The sequence below is a fragment of the Micromonospora phytophila genome (genome assembly GCF_023656545.1).
Classification (GTDB): domain Bacteria; phylum Actinomycetota; class Actinomycetes; order Mycobacteriales; family Micromonosporaceae; genus Micromonospora; species Micromonospora phytophila.
The window spans coordinates 1-16,026 of sequence record NZ_JAMOKF010000009.1 but is presented as its reverse complement, the minus strand read 5'-3'; the positions used below and the strand labels follow the sequence as shown (position 1 = coordinate 16,026).

Genomic DNA, 16,026 nt, shown 5'->3' with positions numbered 1-16,026 from the left:
CCGCACCCCGACGACGGCTCCAGGTGACGCAGCAGCACAATCGGTCGAGGTGGCCATGTCGGTGGTCCATGTCGAGGTCGCTCCGACGGCGGGCCCTACCACGTCGACATTCAATATGTGCGTTAGGTCACAGTCAATACCCGATTCTGTGGACCTGACTGTCCGTTGTGCGCCCACCCGTGCCCGTCCGACCGAAGCGGCTCCCGTATCCGCGACCGCCCTGACGGGTCACGCATTGCCGGCCCGGGCCCCAGGCTTGATCCAGTCGAAGGTGCGCTCCACCGCCCGCTGCCAGTTGTCCCGTTCCTCGGCCCGGACGGCGTCGTCCATCTTGGGCACCCAGCGGGCGGCGAGGTGCCAGTTGCTGCGCAGCCCCTCCAGGTCGGGCCAGTAGCCGACTGCCAGCCCGGCGGCGTACGCCGCGCCGAGGGAGACCGTCTCGGCGACCATCGGGCGTACCACCGGCACCGCGAGCACGTCGGCGACGAACTGCATCAGCAGGTTGTTGGCGGTCATCCCGCCGTCCACCCGCAGCGCTGTCAGCGCCAGGCCGGAGTCGGCGTTCATCGCGTCGACCACCTCGCGGGTCTGCCAGCCGGTGGCCTCCAGCACCGCGCGGGCCAGGTGCCCCTTGGTGATGTACGACGTGAGCCCGACGATGAGCCCGCGCGCCTCGCTGCGCCAGTGCGGCGCGAACAGCCCGGAGAAGGCCGGCACGATGTAGCAGCCCCCGTTGTCGTCCACGGTGCGGGCGAGGGTCTCGATCTCCGGCGCGGTACTGATCAGCTCCAGCCGGTCGCGGAACCACTGCACCAGGGAGCCGGTGATCGCGATGGAGCCTTCGAGGGCGTAGACCGCCGGCTGGCCGCCGATCTGGTAGCCGACGGTGGTGAGCAGCCCGTGGCTGGAGTGCACCGGTTCCGTGCCGGTGTTGAGCAGCAGGAAGCTACCCGTGCCGTAGGTGCACTTGGCGTCGCCCGGCGCGAAACAGGTCTGGCCGAACAGGGCCGCCTGCTGGTCGCCGAGCGCCGCCGCGATCCGCACGCCGGGCAGGACGGCGGTCGCGGTGCCGTACACCTCGGACGAGGAGCGGATCTCGGGCAGCATGGCGGCCGGGATGCCGAAGAAGGCCAGCAGGTCCGGGTGCCAAGCGAGCGTGCGCAGGTCCATCAGCATGGTCCGGCTGGCGTTGGTCACGTCGGTCAGGTGCAGACCGCCGTCCGGGCCGCCGGTGAGGTTCCAGATCAACCAGCTCTCCATCGTCCCGAAGAGCACCTCGCCGCGGTCCGCGCGCTCGTACAGCCCGGGCGTGTGGTCGAGCAGCCAGCGCAGCTTCGGGCCGGAGAAGTACGTGGTCAGGGGCAGCCCACAGCGCTCCCGGACGTCCTCGGCGCCGGGCGCCTGGGCCAGCGTCTCCACCAGCGCGTCGGTGCGGGTGTCCTGCCAGATGATCGCCGGCGCCACCGGTGCGCCGGTGCGCCGGTCCCACACCACCGTGCTCTCCCGCTGGTTGGCGATGCCGATCGCGGCGACCTGGCCGGCGACGATGCCGGCCTCGGCGAGGGCCCTCGGCACCACCTTGCCGACGTTGCGCCAGATCTCCAGCGCGTCGTGTTCCACCCAGCCGGGCCGGGGGAAGTGCTGTTGGTGCTCCCGCTGCGCCACTGAGACGAGGTTGCCCCGGCGGTCGAACACGATGCAGCGGGTCGAGGTGGTGCCCTGGTCGATGGAGACGACGTAGCTGTCAGTCATTCCTCGTCCTCTCTGGCCTGGCGGGGAGCAGGTGGACGGATCACCAGCGTGCGGCGCCGAGATCCCGGGAGACCGCGCGGGCGGCGTCGCGGACGTATGCGACGAGCGTCGGGCGGGGTTGGCCCTGCCCGTCGCAGACGCGGTCGACCGGGCCGGAGAGCCCGATCGCGCCCACGACGAGGCCGCCGTAGCCGCGGATGGGTGCGGCGATACCGGCCTCGCCGAGGGTCATCTCCTCGATCTCGGCGCCCCAGCCGTTTTCCCGGATCTTGGTCAAGGCCTGGCTGAGGGTCCGGGCGGTGACCACGGTGCGCCGGGTGTACGGCTCGGGTTCGCCCTGCATGACGGTGTTGGCGGCGCCGACGTCGTAGGCGAGCAGGACCTTGCCGATTGCGGTGGCGTGCGGGGGCAGCAGGGACCCGACGTCGAGGGTCTGGAGGGTGTCGTCGGGTCGGAAGACGTGGTGGACCACCAGCACCTTGCCGTCCAGCAGGGTGCCGATGCGGACGGCCTCGCCGCTGCGCGCGGCCAGCGGGTCGGCCCAGTTGATCGAGCGTGAGCGCAGTTCGTTGACGTCGAGGTAGCTGGTGCCCAGGTGCAGTAGCGCCGCCCCGAGCTGGTACTTGCCGGAGGTCTTGTCCTGTTCCACGAAGCCGACGTCCTGCAGGGTGCGGACGATGCCGTGGGCAGTGCCTTTGGGCAGGTCGAGGGACCGGGCGATCTCTCCGATGCCGAGCCGGCCGGAGCTGCTGGCGAGCAGGCGGAGGATCGCCGCGGCCCGCGCGATGGACTGCACCTGACCCGGCATGGGCCGGAATGCTAACGGCATTTCGGCGGCCGCAACAGTGTTCGACATTGTCGACCGGGGTTCGTTGACCCGGCCTCGAGTGTTTCCTACGGTTCACGGCACGGTGACGCCCGACGCCGCAGCGTTACCGACCGGCCCTCCGCTTCCCCCCAAACGAAGAGGGTCGTCACCCCCCACCACCTCTGGAGGCACCCATGGCGCAACGGTTGAAAGTCCCCGGACTCGTCGGCGAGTTGGCCGCCGAGTTCGCCGGCACCGCGATCCTCATCCTGTTCGGCGTGGGCGTGGTCGCCCAGGTGGCCGCGGCGGGGACCGGAGAGTTCGACAGCATCGCCTGGGCCTGGGGCCTCGGCGTCACGCTCGGCGTGTATGTGGCGGGCCGGATCAGCGGCGCGCACCTCAACCCCGCAGTCACCGTCGCCCTGGCGGTCTTCAAGGGCTTCTCCTGGCGCAAGGTGATGCCGTACGCGCTGGCCCAGACCGCCGGCGCGTTCGTCGCGGCCCTGATCATCCGCTGGAACTACAGCGAGGTGCTGTCCCGGTTCGACCCGGGCCTGACCAGCAAGAGCCAGGGCGTCTTCTCCACCCTGCCGGGCGCCGGTGTGACCGAGTGGGGCGCGCTGCGCGACCAGATCATCGGCACGGCCATCCTGCTGTTCCTCGTCCTGGCGGTCACCGACGCGCGTAACTCGCTGCCCGCCGGCAACCTCGCCCCGCTGATCGTCGGCCTGATCGTGGTGGCGATCGGCATGGCCTTCGCCGTCAACGCCGGCTACGCCATCAACCCCGCCCGCGACTTCGGCCCCCGCCTCGCCTCGTTCCTGACCGGCTACGAGACGGCCTTCCAGGACACCAGCGGATATCCGTACTTCTGGGTGCCCATCGTCGGGCCGCTCGTCGGTGGCGTCATCGGCGCCGGCCTCTACGAGCTGATCATCGGCCGCTTCCTGCCCAGCGAGGACGAGCTGGAGCCCGGCGCCCTGGCCACCGAGACCGTCGCTGTCCGGGCCGAGCCCGCCCGCGTCTGACATCCGCCGATCCGCATCCCCCGGACGAACACAGAAGGAGACACCCCGAATGGCTGACTTCGTCGGCGCGGTAGACCAGGGCACAACCAGCACCCGCTTCATGATCTTCGATCACGGCGGCAACGAGATTGGCCGCCACCAGCTCGAACACCAGCAGATCCTGCCGCAGGCCGGCTGGGTGGAGCACAACCCCGTCGAAATCTGGGAGCGGACCCAGACGGTCATCCAGACGGCGATGAACGCCCGCGGCCTGACCGCCTCGGACCTGGCCGCGCTCGGCATCACCAACCAGCGCGAGACCAGCGTGGTGTGGAACCGTCGGACCGGGCGGCCCTACTACAACGCCATCGTCTGGCAGGACACCCGTACCGACCGCATCGCCTCGGCGCTGGAACGCGAGGGTAAGGGCGACGTCATCCGGCGCAAGGCGGGGCTCCCGCCGGCGACGTACTTCTCCGGCGGGAAGATCCAGTGGATCCTGGAGAACGTCGACGGGGTCCGGGAGGCCGCGGAGCGCGGTGAGGCCGTCTTCGGCAACACCGACACCTGGCTGCTGTGGAACCTCACCGGCGGCACCGAGGGCGGGGTGCACGTCACCGACCCCACCAACGCCAGCCGCACCATGCTGATGAACCTGGAGACGCTGGACTGGGACGAGGAGCTGCTGTCGTTCTTCGACATCCCGCGCGCCATGCTGCCGGAGATCAGGCCGTCGTCCGACCCGCGCTCGTATGGCAGCTGCACCATGAACGGCCCGTTCGCCGGCGCGGTCCCGCTCACCGGCGACCTGGGCGACCAGCAGGCCGCCACGGTCGGGCAGGTCTGCTTCGCCCCGGGCGAGGCGAAGAACACCTACGGCACCGGCAACTTCATGCTCCTCAACACCGGCACGGAGATCGTGCGGTCGAAGGCCGGACTGCTCACCACGGTGTGCTACCAGTTCGGCGACCAGGCGCCGGTGTACGCGCTCGAAGGGTCGATCGCGGTGACCGGCTCGGCCGTGCAGTGGCTGCGCGACCAGCTCAAGATCATCAGTAACGCCGGGCAGAGCGAGATCCTGGCCCGCCAGGTGGAGGACAACGGCGGGGTGTACTTCGTGCCGGCGTTCTCCGGCCTGTTCGCCCCCTACTGGCGCTCCGACGCCCGGGGCGCGATCGTCGGCCTCTCCCGGTTCAACACCGACGCCCACATCGCCCGGGCCACCCTCGAGTCCATCTGCTACCAGAGCCGCGACGTGGCCGAGGCCATGGAACAGGACTCGGGGGTGCACCTGGAGTGCCTCAAGGTCGACGGCGGCGTCACCGTCAACGACCTGTGCATGCAGATGCAGGCGGACATCCTCGGCGTGCCGGTCAGCCGGCCGGTGGTCGCCGAGACGACCGCGCTCGGCGCGGCGTACGCCGCCGGCCTGGCCGTCGGGTTCTGGAAGAACACCGACGAACTGCGCGAGAACTGGAACGAGAGCCGCCGCTGGCAGCCGGCCTGGTCGCCGGAGCAGCGCGAGAACGGCTACGGCCGGTGGAAGAAGGCGGTCCAGCGCACCCTCGACTGGGTCGACGTCGACTGAGGCGTCCCGCCCTCCGTCAAGGATCCGGGCGGCCGGCGCTCCCGCCGGCCGCCCCACCCCTCCCAGAAGAGAGAGAAGACCGATGCACTCCGCGACACTGTCACCGGCCGCCCGCGAGCGGTGCCTGGCCGCCCTCGGCAGCAACGAGGAACTGGACGTCCTGGTGATCGGCGGCGGCGTCACCGGCGCCGGCTGCGCGCTCGACGCCGTCACCCGGGGCCTGTCGGTCGGGCTCGTCGAGGCCCGTGACTGGGCCAGCGGCACGTCGAGCCGGTCCAGCAAACTCATCCACGGCGGCCTGCGCTACCTGGAGATGCTGGACTTCGGGCTGGTCCGCGAGGCCCTGCGCGAGCGGGGCCTGCTCCTGCAGCGCCTCGCCCCGCACCTGGTCCGCCCGGTTCCCTTCCTCTATCCCCTGCGCCACCGGGGTTGGGAACGGCTGTACGCCGGGGCCGGCGTGCTGCTCTACGACACGATGAGCCTCTCCGGCAACCACGCGCGCGGCGTGCCGGCCCACCGGCACCTGAGCCGACGCGGTGCGCTGCGCGCCTGCCCGTCGCTGCGGCCCGAGGCGCTGGTCGGCGCCCTGCAGTACTACGACGCCCAGGTCGACGACGCCCGGCTGGTGACCTGCCTCGTCCGCACCGCCGCCGCGCACGGGGCGCACCCGCTGTCGCGGGCCCGCGTCGTGGGTCTGCTGCGCGAGGGCGCCCGGGTCACCGGCGCGCGGGTGCACGACCTGGAGACCGACCAGGTGTTCGAGGTACGCGCCCGGCAGGTCATCAACGCCACCGGGGTGTGGACCGACGACACCCAGGCCCTCGTCGGCGAGCGGGGCCAGTTCCAGGTGCGCGCCTCCAAGGGCATCCACCTGGTGGTCCCGCGCGACCGGATCCGGTCCAGCACAGGCCTGATCCTGCGTACCGAGTCCAGCGTCCTGTTCGTGATCCCGTGGGGCCGGCACTGGCTGATTGGCACCACCGACACCGACTGGGACCTGGACAAGGCGCATCCGGCGGCGACCAGCCGGGACATCGACTACCTGTTGGAGCACGTCAACGCGGTGCTGGCCACCCCGCTGACCCGCGACGACGTCGAGGGCGTGTACGCCGGCCTGCGCCCGCTGTTGTCCGGGGAGTCCGAGGCGACCGCCAAGCTGTCGCGGGAGCACACCGTGGTCAGCCCGGCGCCCGGGCTCGTGGTGGTGGCCGGCGGCAAGTACACGACGTACCGGGTGATGGCGCGCGACGCGGTCGACGAGGCGGTGCGCGGCTTCGGCGCTGCGGTACCTGCCTCCTGCACCGACCGGGTGCCGCTGCTCGGCGCCGAGGGTTACGTCGCCCGGTGGAACCAGCGGCGCCGGCTGGCGCAGCAGTTCGGCATGCACACCGAGCGCGTGGAGCACCTGCTGCGGCGCTACGGCGCCGCTGTCGACGAGGTTCTGGCGTTGCTGCGGGAGGATTCCACGCTCGGTGAGCCGCTCGACGGCGCGGAGGACTACCTGCGGGTGGAGGTCGTCTACGCGGCGTCCGCCGAGGGGGCGCTGCACCTGGAGGACGTGCTCACCCGGCGCACCCACATCTCGATCGAGACCTTCGACCGTGGCCTGCTGGCCGCTCGCCCTGCGGCGACACTGATGGCGCCGGTCCTTGGCTGGGACGACGAGCGGGTCGACCGGGAGGTGGCGCACTACGTCGCGCGCGTCCGGGCCGAGCGGGCCGCGCACGAGCAGCCCGACGACGCGGGGGCCGACGCCGTCCGGCTGGGCACGCCCGACGTGGTGCCGTCGGCGGCCATGGCAGCCTGAGCGGGATCCGGCGGGTCAGCGGGTCCTGCGTGGTGGCCTCTTCGGCGGAGCCGAAGACGTCGGTGGTGGCGCTGGTCAGCCCGGAGACGTCCTCGTCTGGCACGAGGCGTCGGACTCGGGAACTGTGTTGCCATGGGCACATCGGGCAGCCCTCAGGCTTCGCGTTCACGAACGGGACTTCTGCCGTGTCGATGTTCGCCGCGCTGCTGGACCGCTCGGTGATCCGCATCGGGGGAGCTGGCGGCCGATGGCCGCTGCTGATGCCATATCTGTGGGCAAAGCGATCATTCCAACGACGGGCAGCACGCTAGCTACAGAGCATGAAAAAGGGGCAAAACGCCGACAGCGTTTTGCCCCTTGCCACTTCGCCGGGCCGCCGCACCAGGCCACTCCCGCCTCGGATCTGATCAAGGTTGTTGCCTCAGCTGCGACATACCCGGCACATGGCTGCGCTGATCGCGGATATGGGCGCGCGCCGTCCGGGTCACGGGGCGGTGACCAGCAGACGGCTGATCTCCCTGGCAGGTCGACCCGGTCGTCGAGCGGCGATGGGGGAGCGAGGGCGTTGGTCGATGGCATCATGTCGGATCCGTCATCGCCGTGACCGGGGTGTAGCGGTGAAGTCGTGCGCGGAATCGCGTCATGCGCTGGACGGGATGCCGCGTTCGCCGACCCGTCCGGCCGGGTCTTCGGGCCCCGCTTAGCGGCGGCGCTGCAGCTGGGCGATGCGAACGGTGCCGATCACCATGGCTACTATCGCGAGCGCTGCGGCGCGGACGCCGATCCGGGTCGCGCCGGCGCGGGTCAACGGCACCTGGGCCGCTGGAAGGTGGTGAGTGCTCAGCCTGATCGATGGAGCCCAGAACCCGTCGTGGTTCCTCGGCCCCGACTGCCCGGTTCTGCTGGTGTCGCGTCTCGCCGTCCGGTTGCTTGCCGAGTGCCGTATTTACTGACCGTGACGGTCACAGCATCGGCTCAACGACTGGGCGTGATCTGGGTACGGCTCGCCAGATCAGGTACCGTCCGCTGTTACACAGTCTTCGTACCAACCCTGGCTGCCCGTCATGCGGGGGCCGAATCGGAGGGACACAGCCGTGAGGTTCGATAGCGCAGTCCGCAAGGCTGGCCTCGTCGTGGCGATCGCCGCCCTCGCGGTGAGCGCGGGATGCGCCAAGAAGGACGAGAGCGAAGTCCAGGCGAACGGGGTCAAGCTCGTCGAGAAGGGCAAGCTGACCGTCTGCACCCACCTGCCGTACGCGCCGTTCCAGTCCAAGGATCCCAGCGGCAAGGTGGTCGGGTTCGACGTCGACGTGATGGACCTGGTCGCCAAGGACCTGGGCGTCGAACAGAAGATCGTCGACACGCCGTTCGAGGGGATCAAGTCCGGCCAGGACCTGAACACCGGCAAGTGCGACGCGGCCGCCGCCGGCATGACGATCACCGAAGAACGGCAGAAGGTGATGAACTTCTCCGACCCCTACTTCGACGCGACCCAGGCGATGTTGATCAAGACCGGCAAGCCGTACAAGTCGCTGGACGACCTCAAGGGGAAGAAGCTCGGCGTCCAGGCGGCGACCACGGGCCGTGACTACGCCCGGAAGTTCGAGAAGGAGAAGGGCCTGCAGCTCGTCGAGTTCGAGGATCTCGCCGCCCTGCAGCAGGCCCTCGCCAACGGCCAGGTGGAAGCCGCCATCAACGACCTGCCGGTCTGGACCGAGTACATCAAGGAGCACTCGGGCGGCTTCGAGGTGGCGGCCGAGTTCGACACCGGCGAGCAGTACGGGTTCTCGGTGAAGAAGGACAGCAACCCGGAACTGCTCAAGAAGATCAACGATGTGCTGGCCAAGGCCAAGCAGGACGGCACGTACGACACGATCTACGAGAAGTGGATCGGCAAGCGGCCGAACTCGTGATCGAAACCCGTGGCCGGAGGGCGCGCGCCTGTCGCGCGCCCTCCGCGTAGGCAACCTGCGCGTATAGCAAGGAGCATCGAACCGTGAAGCTGCGACGCCGCCAGCGAGAGCGGCTGTCCCTCTGGCTCCAGTACCTGGCCTTCATCGCCGTCATCGCCACGGTGATCTATGCTGCGGACTGGGACAGGCTGCGAGAGGCGTTTTTCCGCGTCGACATCATCAAGTCGATGTTCCCGACGATTATCACCGTCGCGCTGCGCAATACGATCCTTTACACGCTGGGTGCGTTCGCCTTCGGGCTCGTGTTCGGCACCATCCTCGCGCTGATGCGGCTGTCCCGGGTGGCTCCGTACCGCTGGGTCGCAACGGCGTACATCGAGCTCTTTCGGGGTCTGCCCGCGCTGCTGGTGCTCTTCCTCGTCGGGTACGGCGTTCCCATCGCCTTCCCAGAGCGCGAGATTCCGGGCGGCGTGTTCGGTTCGATCGCGATCGGTCTCGGATTGACCGCCGCGGCGTACATGGCCGAGACCATCCGGGCCGGCATCCAGGCCGTGCCGAAGGGGCAGATGGAGGCGGCGCGCACCCTCGGCATGTCGCACTTCACCGCGATGCGCACCATCGTCATCCCGCAGGCGTTCCGGGTCGTGATCCCGCCGCTGACGAACGAACTCATCCTGCTCACCAAGGACTCGTCGCTCGCCTACGTGCTCGGCGTGACCGCGCAGACCATCGAGGTCACCAAGTTCGGTCGGGACACGCTGAACGACCGGGTGAACGCCACCCCGCTGCTGGTAGCCGGCTTCGCCTACCTGGTCATCACCCTGCCCCTCTCCCAGGTGGTACGACGCCTCGAACTCCGCTACGCCAAGGCCCGGTGACCCACATGACGACTATCCAATCCCGGCCCGCCGTCGAGATCCGCGATCTGCACAAATCCTTCGGGCCGCTCGAAGTGCTCAAGGGCATCGACTTCGAGGTCGGCCACGGCGAGGTGGTCTGCGTCATCGGGCCGTCCGGATCCGGCAAGTCGACGCTGCTGCGGTGCGTCAACCTGCTGGAGGAGCCGACCGCCGGCAAGATCTGGGTGAACGGGGTCGAGATGACCGACCCGGATGTCGAGATCGATTCCGTACGCCGCGGGATCGGGATGGTCTTCCAGTCGTTCAACCTCTTCCCGCACCTGACCGTGCTGAACAACCTCACCATCGCCCAGCGCCGGGTGCTCCGGCGCGGCCGCGCCGAGGCCGAGCAGATCGCACGGAAGAACCTGGAGCGGGTGGGCCTGACTGACAAGGCCGAGGCGTTCCCGGCGCAGCTCTCCGGCGGGCAGCAGCAGCGGGCGGCGATCGCCCGATCGCTGTCGATGGAGCCCAAGCTGATGCTCTTCGACGAGCCGACCTCCGCGCTGGATCCGGAACTGGTCGGCGACGTGCTCACTGTCATGCGCCAGTTGGCTGAGGACGGCATGACGATGATGGTCGTCACCCACGAGATGGCGTTCGCCCGGGAAGTCGCCGACCGGGTCGTGTTCATGGACGGCGGCGTGGTGGTCGAGCAGGGGCCGCCGCAGGAGGTGCTCGGCGCACCGCGGCACGAACGGACCCGCTCGTTCCTCTCTCGGGTCCTCGACCCGACGCGGGTCGCGCAGCTTGGTCAGCCCGACCAGTCCCCCGAGCCACCGGAGCCGCCCCACCTGCCGGCCGACGTACGCCACAACCTGTGACAACTGCTCATCGTCGCTATCGTGAGCGCCGGTGCAAGCGCATGGCCAGGTGGTCGTCAGGCGTCCGCGAGCTGCGCGCGCTTCTGGCGGCGCCCGCCCCCGCCTGACCGGGCGGCGACGGTGGATCCGTCTGTGGTGAGGGTGGGCGTCCGCCGAGGCGCCGCAGGGTCGCCTCGGCGGCGCCTTCCTCGGCTTGGACCTACCTACCGATGACCATGCTGGGTCGGTGCCGTACCTCCGTCTTGCGCTGCTTGTTAAGGTGCCGACTCTGAATGCATTCGACTCGACGGTCTCCGACGCACTCTCGTGCCGAGATCAGTAAGTCCGCCTCTCCCTGCTCGACACATCGGATGGCGTGGTCTTCGCGGGCTCATCGAGGCGCAGAATCGTTTCCTCGATCTCCATATTCCGTCCGTTGGCGAACGAGATCTCCGTGCCTGTGATCGCGAACCCTGCCTTCTGCAGCACCTTGAGCGATCTCACATTGTCACTTGCGACGCGGGCGAACAGAGGCCGGACGGGAACCGAGTCGAGGAGCAGGGCAAGCGCTCGGCCGGCGAGGCCCTGCCCCCAGAAGGACCTGTCGATCCAGTACGTGACCTCGGTGGTGCCCTCGATGACGAAGCTGGCGACACTGCCGACGAGCCGTCCATCGGCGGTGACAGCGCGGGTGGTGACCTCAGGCGACTTCCTGACCTTCGCCATGTGGACGTCGAACGCGGTGCGGTCGTCGGGATCCTCGGCAGTGAAGGCTGCCATCCACAGACAGACTCGGGATCCCGCATCTGTGCGAACAAGGCATCGAGGTCGGAGTCCTCGACAGGCCGCAGCGCCACCTCAGCCACAAGCGTCCCCAAACCTGGTCCAGCACCGATCAGCGGGGCGAACATGCCAGCAGCATCGGACAGTGGGCGAGGAATCGACATCCGCATCTGGCCGCGAAGCGACCGGTGCGGAGCTGCCGGACCCGGCTCGGCACGTCTCAGCCGGTCGCGGTGGGATGGCCGTTCTGGAAGGCGAGCCGATGGTCCGCGTCCACCGCGATCTTGTCGAGGTGGTCGTCGAGGTTACTGATGAGCCTCGTCGGGGCGGATCACTCGGACCGTGGGGTCCGCCGCGCTTTCCCGGCACGATTACGAACGGCTACCCGACTACCACGCCCCAATGGTCCAATGGTCATCGTCATGACCCGCCGCCTCGCCCGCCACCAACACGCCTAAAACCCTTACTTACCAGGCACTCCGATGCGCTCTAATTAGTAATAGTTGTCGATCGGCTGGCGCGCCTCGTCGAACAGCGCCGGCCCCTCGTACCGGACCGGGGGCAGCGGCGGGGTGGCCGGCTTGACCTCCTCGAACTGTTCGGTGGACAGGGCGTACACCACCCGGCCGAGGCCGGACCGGTCGATCGCGGTCGCGCACATCGGGCAGGGCTGGCAACTGGTGAACATGGTGGTGCCGGCGGCCACGTCGGGAGCTAGTTCCCGGGCGGCCCAGCGGGCCAGCTTCAGCTCCGGGTGGGCGGTGATGTCCGAGTCGGACACCACGGTGTTGTGGTCCTCGATCAGGACGGTGCCGTCCGCAGCGACCAGCAACGAGGCGAACGGTCGTTCGCCGGACGCCCCGGCCTGGCCGGCGAGTTCCACGGCACGGCGGAGAAACTTCTCGTCGTCGAGCGTCATCGGTCCTCCTGGGATTTGTGGTACGCGGCCACGGCCGCAAGTGTCCGCCAGGCCCGTTCGGGATGGCGGATCTCGGTCAGGTCGCCGTTGAACGGGTCGAGCACCACTGCCTCCGCCCCGAGCAGACGGATCCGCTCGATGTCGGCGAGGATCTGGTCGATGGTGCCGACACCGGCGAGCCGGTCCGGGTCGGTGATTGGTTCACGGGTCTCCCGGAGTGCGATGCGCGGCGCCAACGCGGGCACCGGGCGACCGAGTTCGTCGGCGGTGGCCTTCAGCCGCCCAGCCGCCGTGGCCAGCCATCCTGGCGTGAACCGCAGCGGGTGCCAGGCGTCACCGAGCAGTACCGCGCGACGCATGCCGGCGTCGCTGTTGCCGCCGACCCAGATCGGGATCGCACCCGTATCGTAGTCGTCGGTGTTCCGCCAGGCGTCGCACATGGCGCCCAGGTACTCGTTGGTCAGCGCGCCGCGCTGCCGGAACGGCACGCCGAGCGCCTCGAACTCCTGCTGGGCCCAGCCGACGCCGACGCCGAGGACGAGCCGTCCACCGCTGAGCCGGTTGAGGTTCGCCGCCATCCGGGCGGTGAGCAGCGGATGCCGGTACGGGACGATGAGCACCGTGGTACCCAGCCGGACCCGCCGGGTCACCCCGGCCAGCCAGGACAACGTGGTGAACGGCTCGTAGAACGGCGCCGGATACTGCTCGGCCACGTCCTGGGTCACCGCGATGTGGTCGGAGACCATCAGCAGGTCGAAGCCGAGACCCTCGACCGTCTGCGCCCACTGTCGCAGCACCTCCGGGTCGGTACCCGGAGCGAAGTTCGGTACGTTCACGCCAATCTGCACGGGTCCTACGCTAGCCAGCGTGAACCCGGCGTGTGAACACCGTGATCCCTGCCTTCGCTGGCCTTTGCCGTGGATCCGCCGGTAGATTGGCCCGATGGCCGAGAATCTTGATGCTGTCGATTGGGCCATCCTGACCGAGTTGCAGGGCGACGGCCGCCTGCCGATCACCGAGCTCAGCCGCCGGGTCAACCTGAGCGCGTCGGCCACCAGCGAACGGGTGAGGCGGCTGGAGGCGATCGGTGTGATCAGCGGCTACCGCGCCGAGGTCGACCTGCCCAAGGCGGGCTTCGCCGTGCTCGCGGTGGTCCGGCTGAAGTACCCCGGCAGCCGGCACGAACCGCTGCACCGACTACTGGAGCGACGGTCGGAGATTCTGGAGTGCCTGCGCACCACGGGAGACGACTGTTACGTGCTTAAGGTGGCCGCGACGTCGATGGCGCACCTCGAACAGGTCGTCAACGATCTCGCCGGGTTCGGCAGCACCACCACCAACGTGGTCTACAGCGCCACCCTGCCCTATCGCGGCCCGCGCCTGACGCCGCCCCGCTCGTGACCGGTGTATGAACGCCCCCCGCGGCTGAACCTCGCGGACATCCGCTTCTGCCGCTGTCCGCGTGGCCGCGCCCAGCCCACTCCGCTGCGCTGTCATGCCGAGATGAGGACCTCCGTCGCGATGCTCCCGATGACTCTGGGCGTTCCTCCTGACCCTGTCCGGCGGGTGAGCAACGGCACCTCCAGTGGGTCAATCCGGGTCAGCAAGAGTCGGGAAGGATGTGTGCATGGTGACTCTGTTGGACGGCGTACTGGCAGACCTGGGGCTGGTGGATATCGCCGGGCCCCGGCTGGCCGGAGATCCACAGCCTGCGGTGCTGGCGTCACCGCTCGCAGTCGCCGAATGCGCAATCGTGTCCGTGGCCGCCTGTCTCACGGCTGCCGCTGATCTGGCTTATGCGCGCACCGGTCGGCGGCCTGACATTGGGCTCGACACGGACCATGTGGCGGCGGCGATGCGCAGCGAGGTCTGGCTTCGCGACGCAGACGGGCGGGGGATCGACGGCTTCGCTCCACTGTCCCGGTTGTGGCGGGCTGCGGACGGTTGGGTGCGCACCCATGCGAACTACCCGTGGCATCGGACGGCTCTGCTGGCGTCCGTCGGTGTGAACGACGGTCGAGACGCCGAGGTTCAGGCGCAGCTGGCTGAGGTTATTGCCGCGCGCCCGGCGTTGGAGGTTGAGCGTGTTGTGTACGCCGCGGGAGGGTTGGCCGTGGCGGCTCGTACGCAGGCCCAGTGGCAAGCAGACAGTCAATGCAGCACGGCGGGGACGTCGCCGCTCGTGAGCATGGTGCCGCTCGGCCGTGGCTCGTTGCCGCTAGCCGAACCGGGCCAGCTTCCGGCGTCGGGGGTGAAGGTGCTTGATTTGACACGGGTCATCGCCGGCCCCGTTGGTACCCGGATGTTGGGCGCGCTCGGTGCCGACGTGCTACGAGTCGATGATCCGCATCGCCCGGAGTTGGCGCTGCATGCTGTCGACGGAGTGATCGGTAAGGCAAGCGCAAGCCTGCATGCCAGCACGGCGGACGGCCGTCAAGCTCTGCATCGTCTTCTCGACCAAGCCGACGTTCTGGTGACCGGCTACCGGCCCGGAGCGCTGCGCCGTCTCGGTCTGGACCCTGACCAGGTTGCGAACCAGCACCCCGGCACCATCGTCGTCACGCTTTCGGCGTGGGAGACGGCCGGAAGCTGGGGGACACGGCGGGGTTTCGACAGCCTGGTGCAGATCGCCACCGGCATCGGCTGGGCTACGAGCACGGATGGCATCCAACCCGGCGCGCTGCCCTGCCAGTTGCTCGACCACGCCACCGGCTACCTCATCGCGGCTGGTGCACTGGCCGCACTGGGTCGACGCGCCCGCACCGGCGACGCCACCCACGTCTCTGTATCCCTCGCCAGGACGGCACGATGGCTGCTGGAGCAAGGCATCATGCCAGCCAGGCAGAGCGCGGGCGATGACCCGAAGCGCCAAGCCGACATTTACCGAACAGCCCTCGGAAACGGGTGGAGCGCGATCAGCCCACCAGGTCAACTCGACGGCCGCCCGCTGGGCTGGCCTCACCTACCACCCGCCTACGCTCAAGCGTCGCCCGATTGGAGCTGAACGCCCGCGGCCACCCTGGGAGAAGGCTCGAGCTAGGCCATAGTTCCGGCGACGACCATGAACAGTGGACTTGAAGTAACGGCGTCACAACATTCGCTATTGCCGCGTGCGCACCAGCCGAGTTGGCGACATGGTCGCTCGTCACCGAGGACCGCAGCGACGGCGACGGCGACGGCGGCGCCGAGCGCCGCCCTGGAGAGGGGAATTGCGGTAGGGGCGCACCATCACCGTGCCGGCGCCTGGTCGACGTTGGGCCACCGTGGCGGCGGTTGCGTCACGGTAGGGTGCTGCCGTGCGAGCGCCGGATGACCTTGATGCCGTCGAGTGGGCGGCGCTGACGCACGCGTACGGCGGGGCCGAGGATGTGCCGGCGCTGGTGCGCGCCCTGTACGACCCCGACGACGTAGGCGACGCGCTGTACGACCTGCACGGCAACGTCTGGCACCAGGGCAGTGTGTTTCCGGCCACGGTGGCGGCGGTGCCGTTCCTCGCGTACGCGGCGGCGCACGGGGCCGACCCCGCTGGCGTGCTCGAGCTGCTCGCCGACATCGCCGACCAGCCGCCCGCAGACCTGGCGATCCCGGTGGTAGCGGCGGCGGTCGACGCGGTCGCGGCCGCGGCCGTGGAACTGCTGCCCGCCGCGCGGCACCCCGACGCGCAGCTGCGCGCCGCGTACGCCCGGCTGGCGGGGGCGATCCGGGTGCCGCTGCCCGAGGCGGTGGTCGCCGAGCTGGCCGCGGTCG

Annotated in this window: 13 protein-coding genes and 1 pseudogene; 9 read left to right on the top strand and 5 right to left on the bottom strand. The window is 69.4% G+C overall.

Annotated features, from left to right (window positions below):
• Window positions 1-228: 228 nt before the first annotated feature.
• Both glpK (NCC78_RS03065) and NCC78_RS03060 read right to left on the bottom strand, forming a co-directional pair.
• On the bottom strand, window positions 229-1,752 hold the full coding sequence (glpK, locus tag NCC78_RS03065) for a glycerol kinase GlpK (protein WP_250791607.1): 1,524 nt from the start codon (window positions 1,750-1,752) through the stop codon (window positions 229-231).
• 40 nt (window positions 1,753-1,792) lie between these two features.
• Window positions 1,793-2,560, bottom strand: a complete 768-nt coding sequence (locus NCC78_RS03060; protein WP_250791606.1) for an IclR family transcriptional regulator — start codon at window positions 2,558-2,560, stop codon at window positions 1,793-1,795.
• A 194-nt stretch (window positions 2,561-2,754) separates the two neighbouring features.
• On the opposite strand from NCC78_RS03060, the gene NCC78_RS03055 reads away from it, so the two are divergent.
• The 6 genes from NCC78_RS03055 (at window position 2,755) to NCC78_RS03030 (ending at window position 10,598) form a co-directional block, all read left to right on the top strand.
• Window positions 2,755-3,588, top strand: coding sequence for an MIP/aquaporin family protein (locus NCC78_RS03055; RefSeq protein WP_250791605.1), 834 nt, complete (start codon window positions 2,755-2,757; stop codon window positions 3,586-3,588).
• Between the two features lie 49 nt (window positions 3,589-3,637).
• Window positions 3,638-5,155 (top strand): glycerol kinase GlpK, encoded by a 1,518-nt coding sequence (gene glpK / locus NCC78_RS03050; RefSeq protein WP_250791604.1) that lies wholly within the window; start codon window positions 3,638-3,640, stop codon window positions 5,153-5,155.
• 82 nt (window positions 5,156-5,237) lie between these two features.
• Complete coding sequence (locus NCC78_RS03045; RefSeq protein WP_250791603.1) at window positions 5,238-6,962, top strand: glycerol-3-phosphate dehydrogenase/oxidase; 1,725 nt, start codon at window positions 5,238-5,240, stop codon at window positions 6,960-6,962.
• A 1,094-nt stretch (window positions 6,963-8,056) separates the two neighbouring features.
• Window positions 8,057-8,875 carry a basic amino acid ABC transporter substrate-binding protein gene (locus NCC78_RS03040; protein WP_250791601.1) on the top strand — a complete coding sequence of 273 codons (819 nt, stop codon included), beginning with the start codon at window positions 8,057-8,059 and terminating at the stop codon, window positions 8,873-8,875.
• A gap of 83 nt (window positions 8,876-8,958) precedes the next feature.
• Window positions 8,959-9,753 (top strand): amino acid ABC transporter permease, encoded by a 795-nt coding sequence (locus NCC78_RS03035; RefSeq protein WP_250791600.1) that lies wholly within the window; start codon window positions 8,959-8,961, stop codon window positions 9,751-9,753.
• A 5-nt stretch (window positions 9,754-9,758) separates the two neighbouring features.
• Window positions 9,759-10,598: an amino acid ABC transporter ATP-binding protein gene (locus NCC78_RS03030; protein WP_250791599.1), complete on the top strand. Its 840-nt coding sequence runs from the start codon at window positions 9,759-9,761 to the stop codon at window positions 10,596-10,598.
• A gap of 315 nt (window positions 10,599-10,913) precedes the next feature.
• On the opposite strand, the gene NCC78_RS03025 is transcribed toward NCC78_RS03030, so the two are convergent.
• From NCC78_RS03025 to NCC78_RS03015, 3 genes are all read right to left on the bottom strand, one after another.
• Complete coding sequence (locus NCC78_RS03025) at window positions 10,914-11,357, bottom strand: GNAT family N-acetyltransferase (protein WP_250791598.1); 444 nt, start codon at window positions 11,355-11,357, stop codon at window positions 10,914-10,916.
• Window positions 11,358-11,853: 496 nt separating this feature from the next.
• Window positions 11,854-12,279 carry a nucleoside deaminase gene (locus tag NCC78_RS03020; protein WP_250791597.1) on the bottom strand — a complete coding sequence of 142 codons (426 nt, stop codon included), beginning with the start codon at window positions 12,277-12,279 and terminating at the stop codon, window positions 11,854-11,856.
• Window positions 12,276-13,127 (bottom strand): LLM class flavin-dependent oxidoreductase, encoded by an 852-nt coding sequence (locus NCC78_RS03015; protein ID WP_250791596.1) that lies wholly within the window; start codon window positions 13,125-13,127, stop codon window positions 12,276-12,278. The genes NCC78_RS03020 and NCC78_RS03015 overlap by 4 nt, the downstream gene beginning before the upstream one ends.
• A gap of 94 nt (window positions 13,128-13,221) precedes the next feature.
• On the opposite strand from NCC78_RS03015, the gene NCC78_RS03010 reads away from it, so the two are divergent.
• From NCC78_RS03010 to NCC78_RS03000, 3 genes and pseudogenes are all read left to right on the top strand, one after another.
• Window positions 13,222-13,680, top strand: coding sequence for an Lrp/AsnC family transcriptional regulator (locus tag NCC78_RS03010; protein WP_250791595.1), 459 nt, complete (start codon window positions 13,222-13,224; stop codon window positions 13,678-13,680).
• A gap of 226 nt (window positions 13,681-13,906) precedes the next feature.
• Entirely contained in the window at window positions 13,907-15,283 is a 1,377-nt protein-coding gene (locus NCC78_RS03005) for a CoA transferase (protein WP_250791594.1), read from the top strand.
• A 292-nt stretch (window positions 15,284-15,575) separates the two neighbouring features.
• Window positions 15,576-16,026: pseudogene (locus NCC78_RS03000) on the top strand (hypothetical protein); the annotation flags it as partial.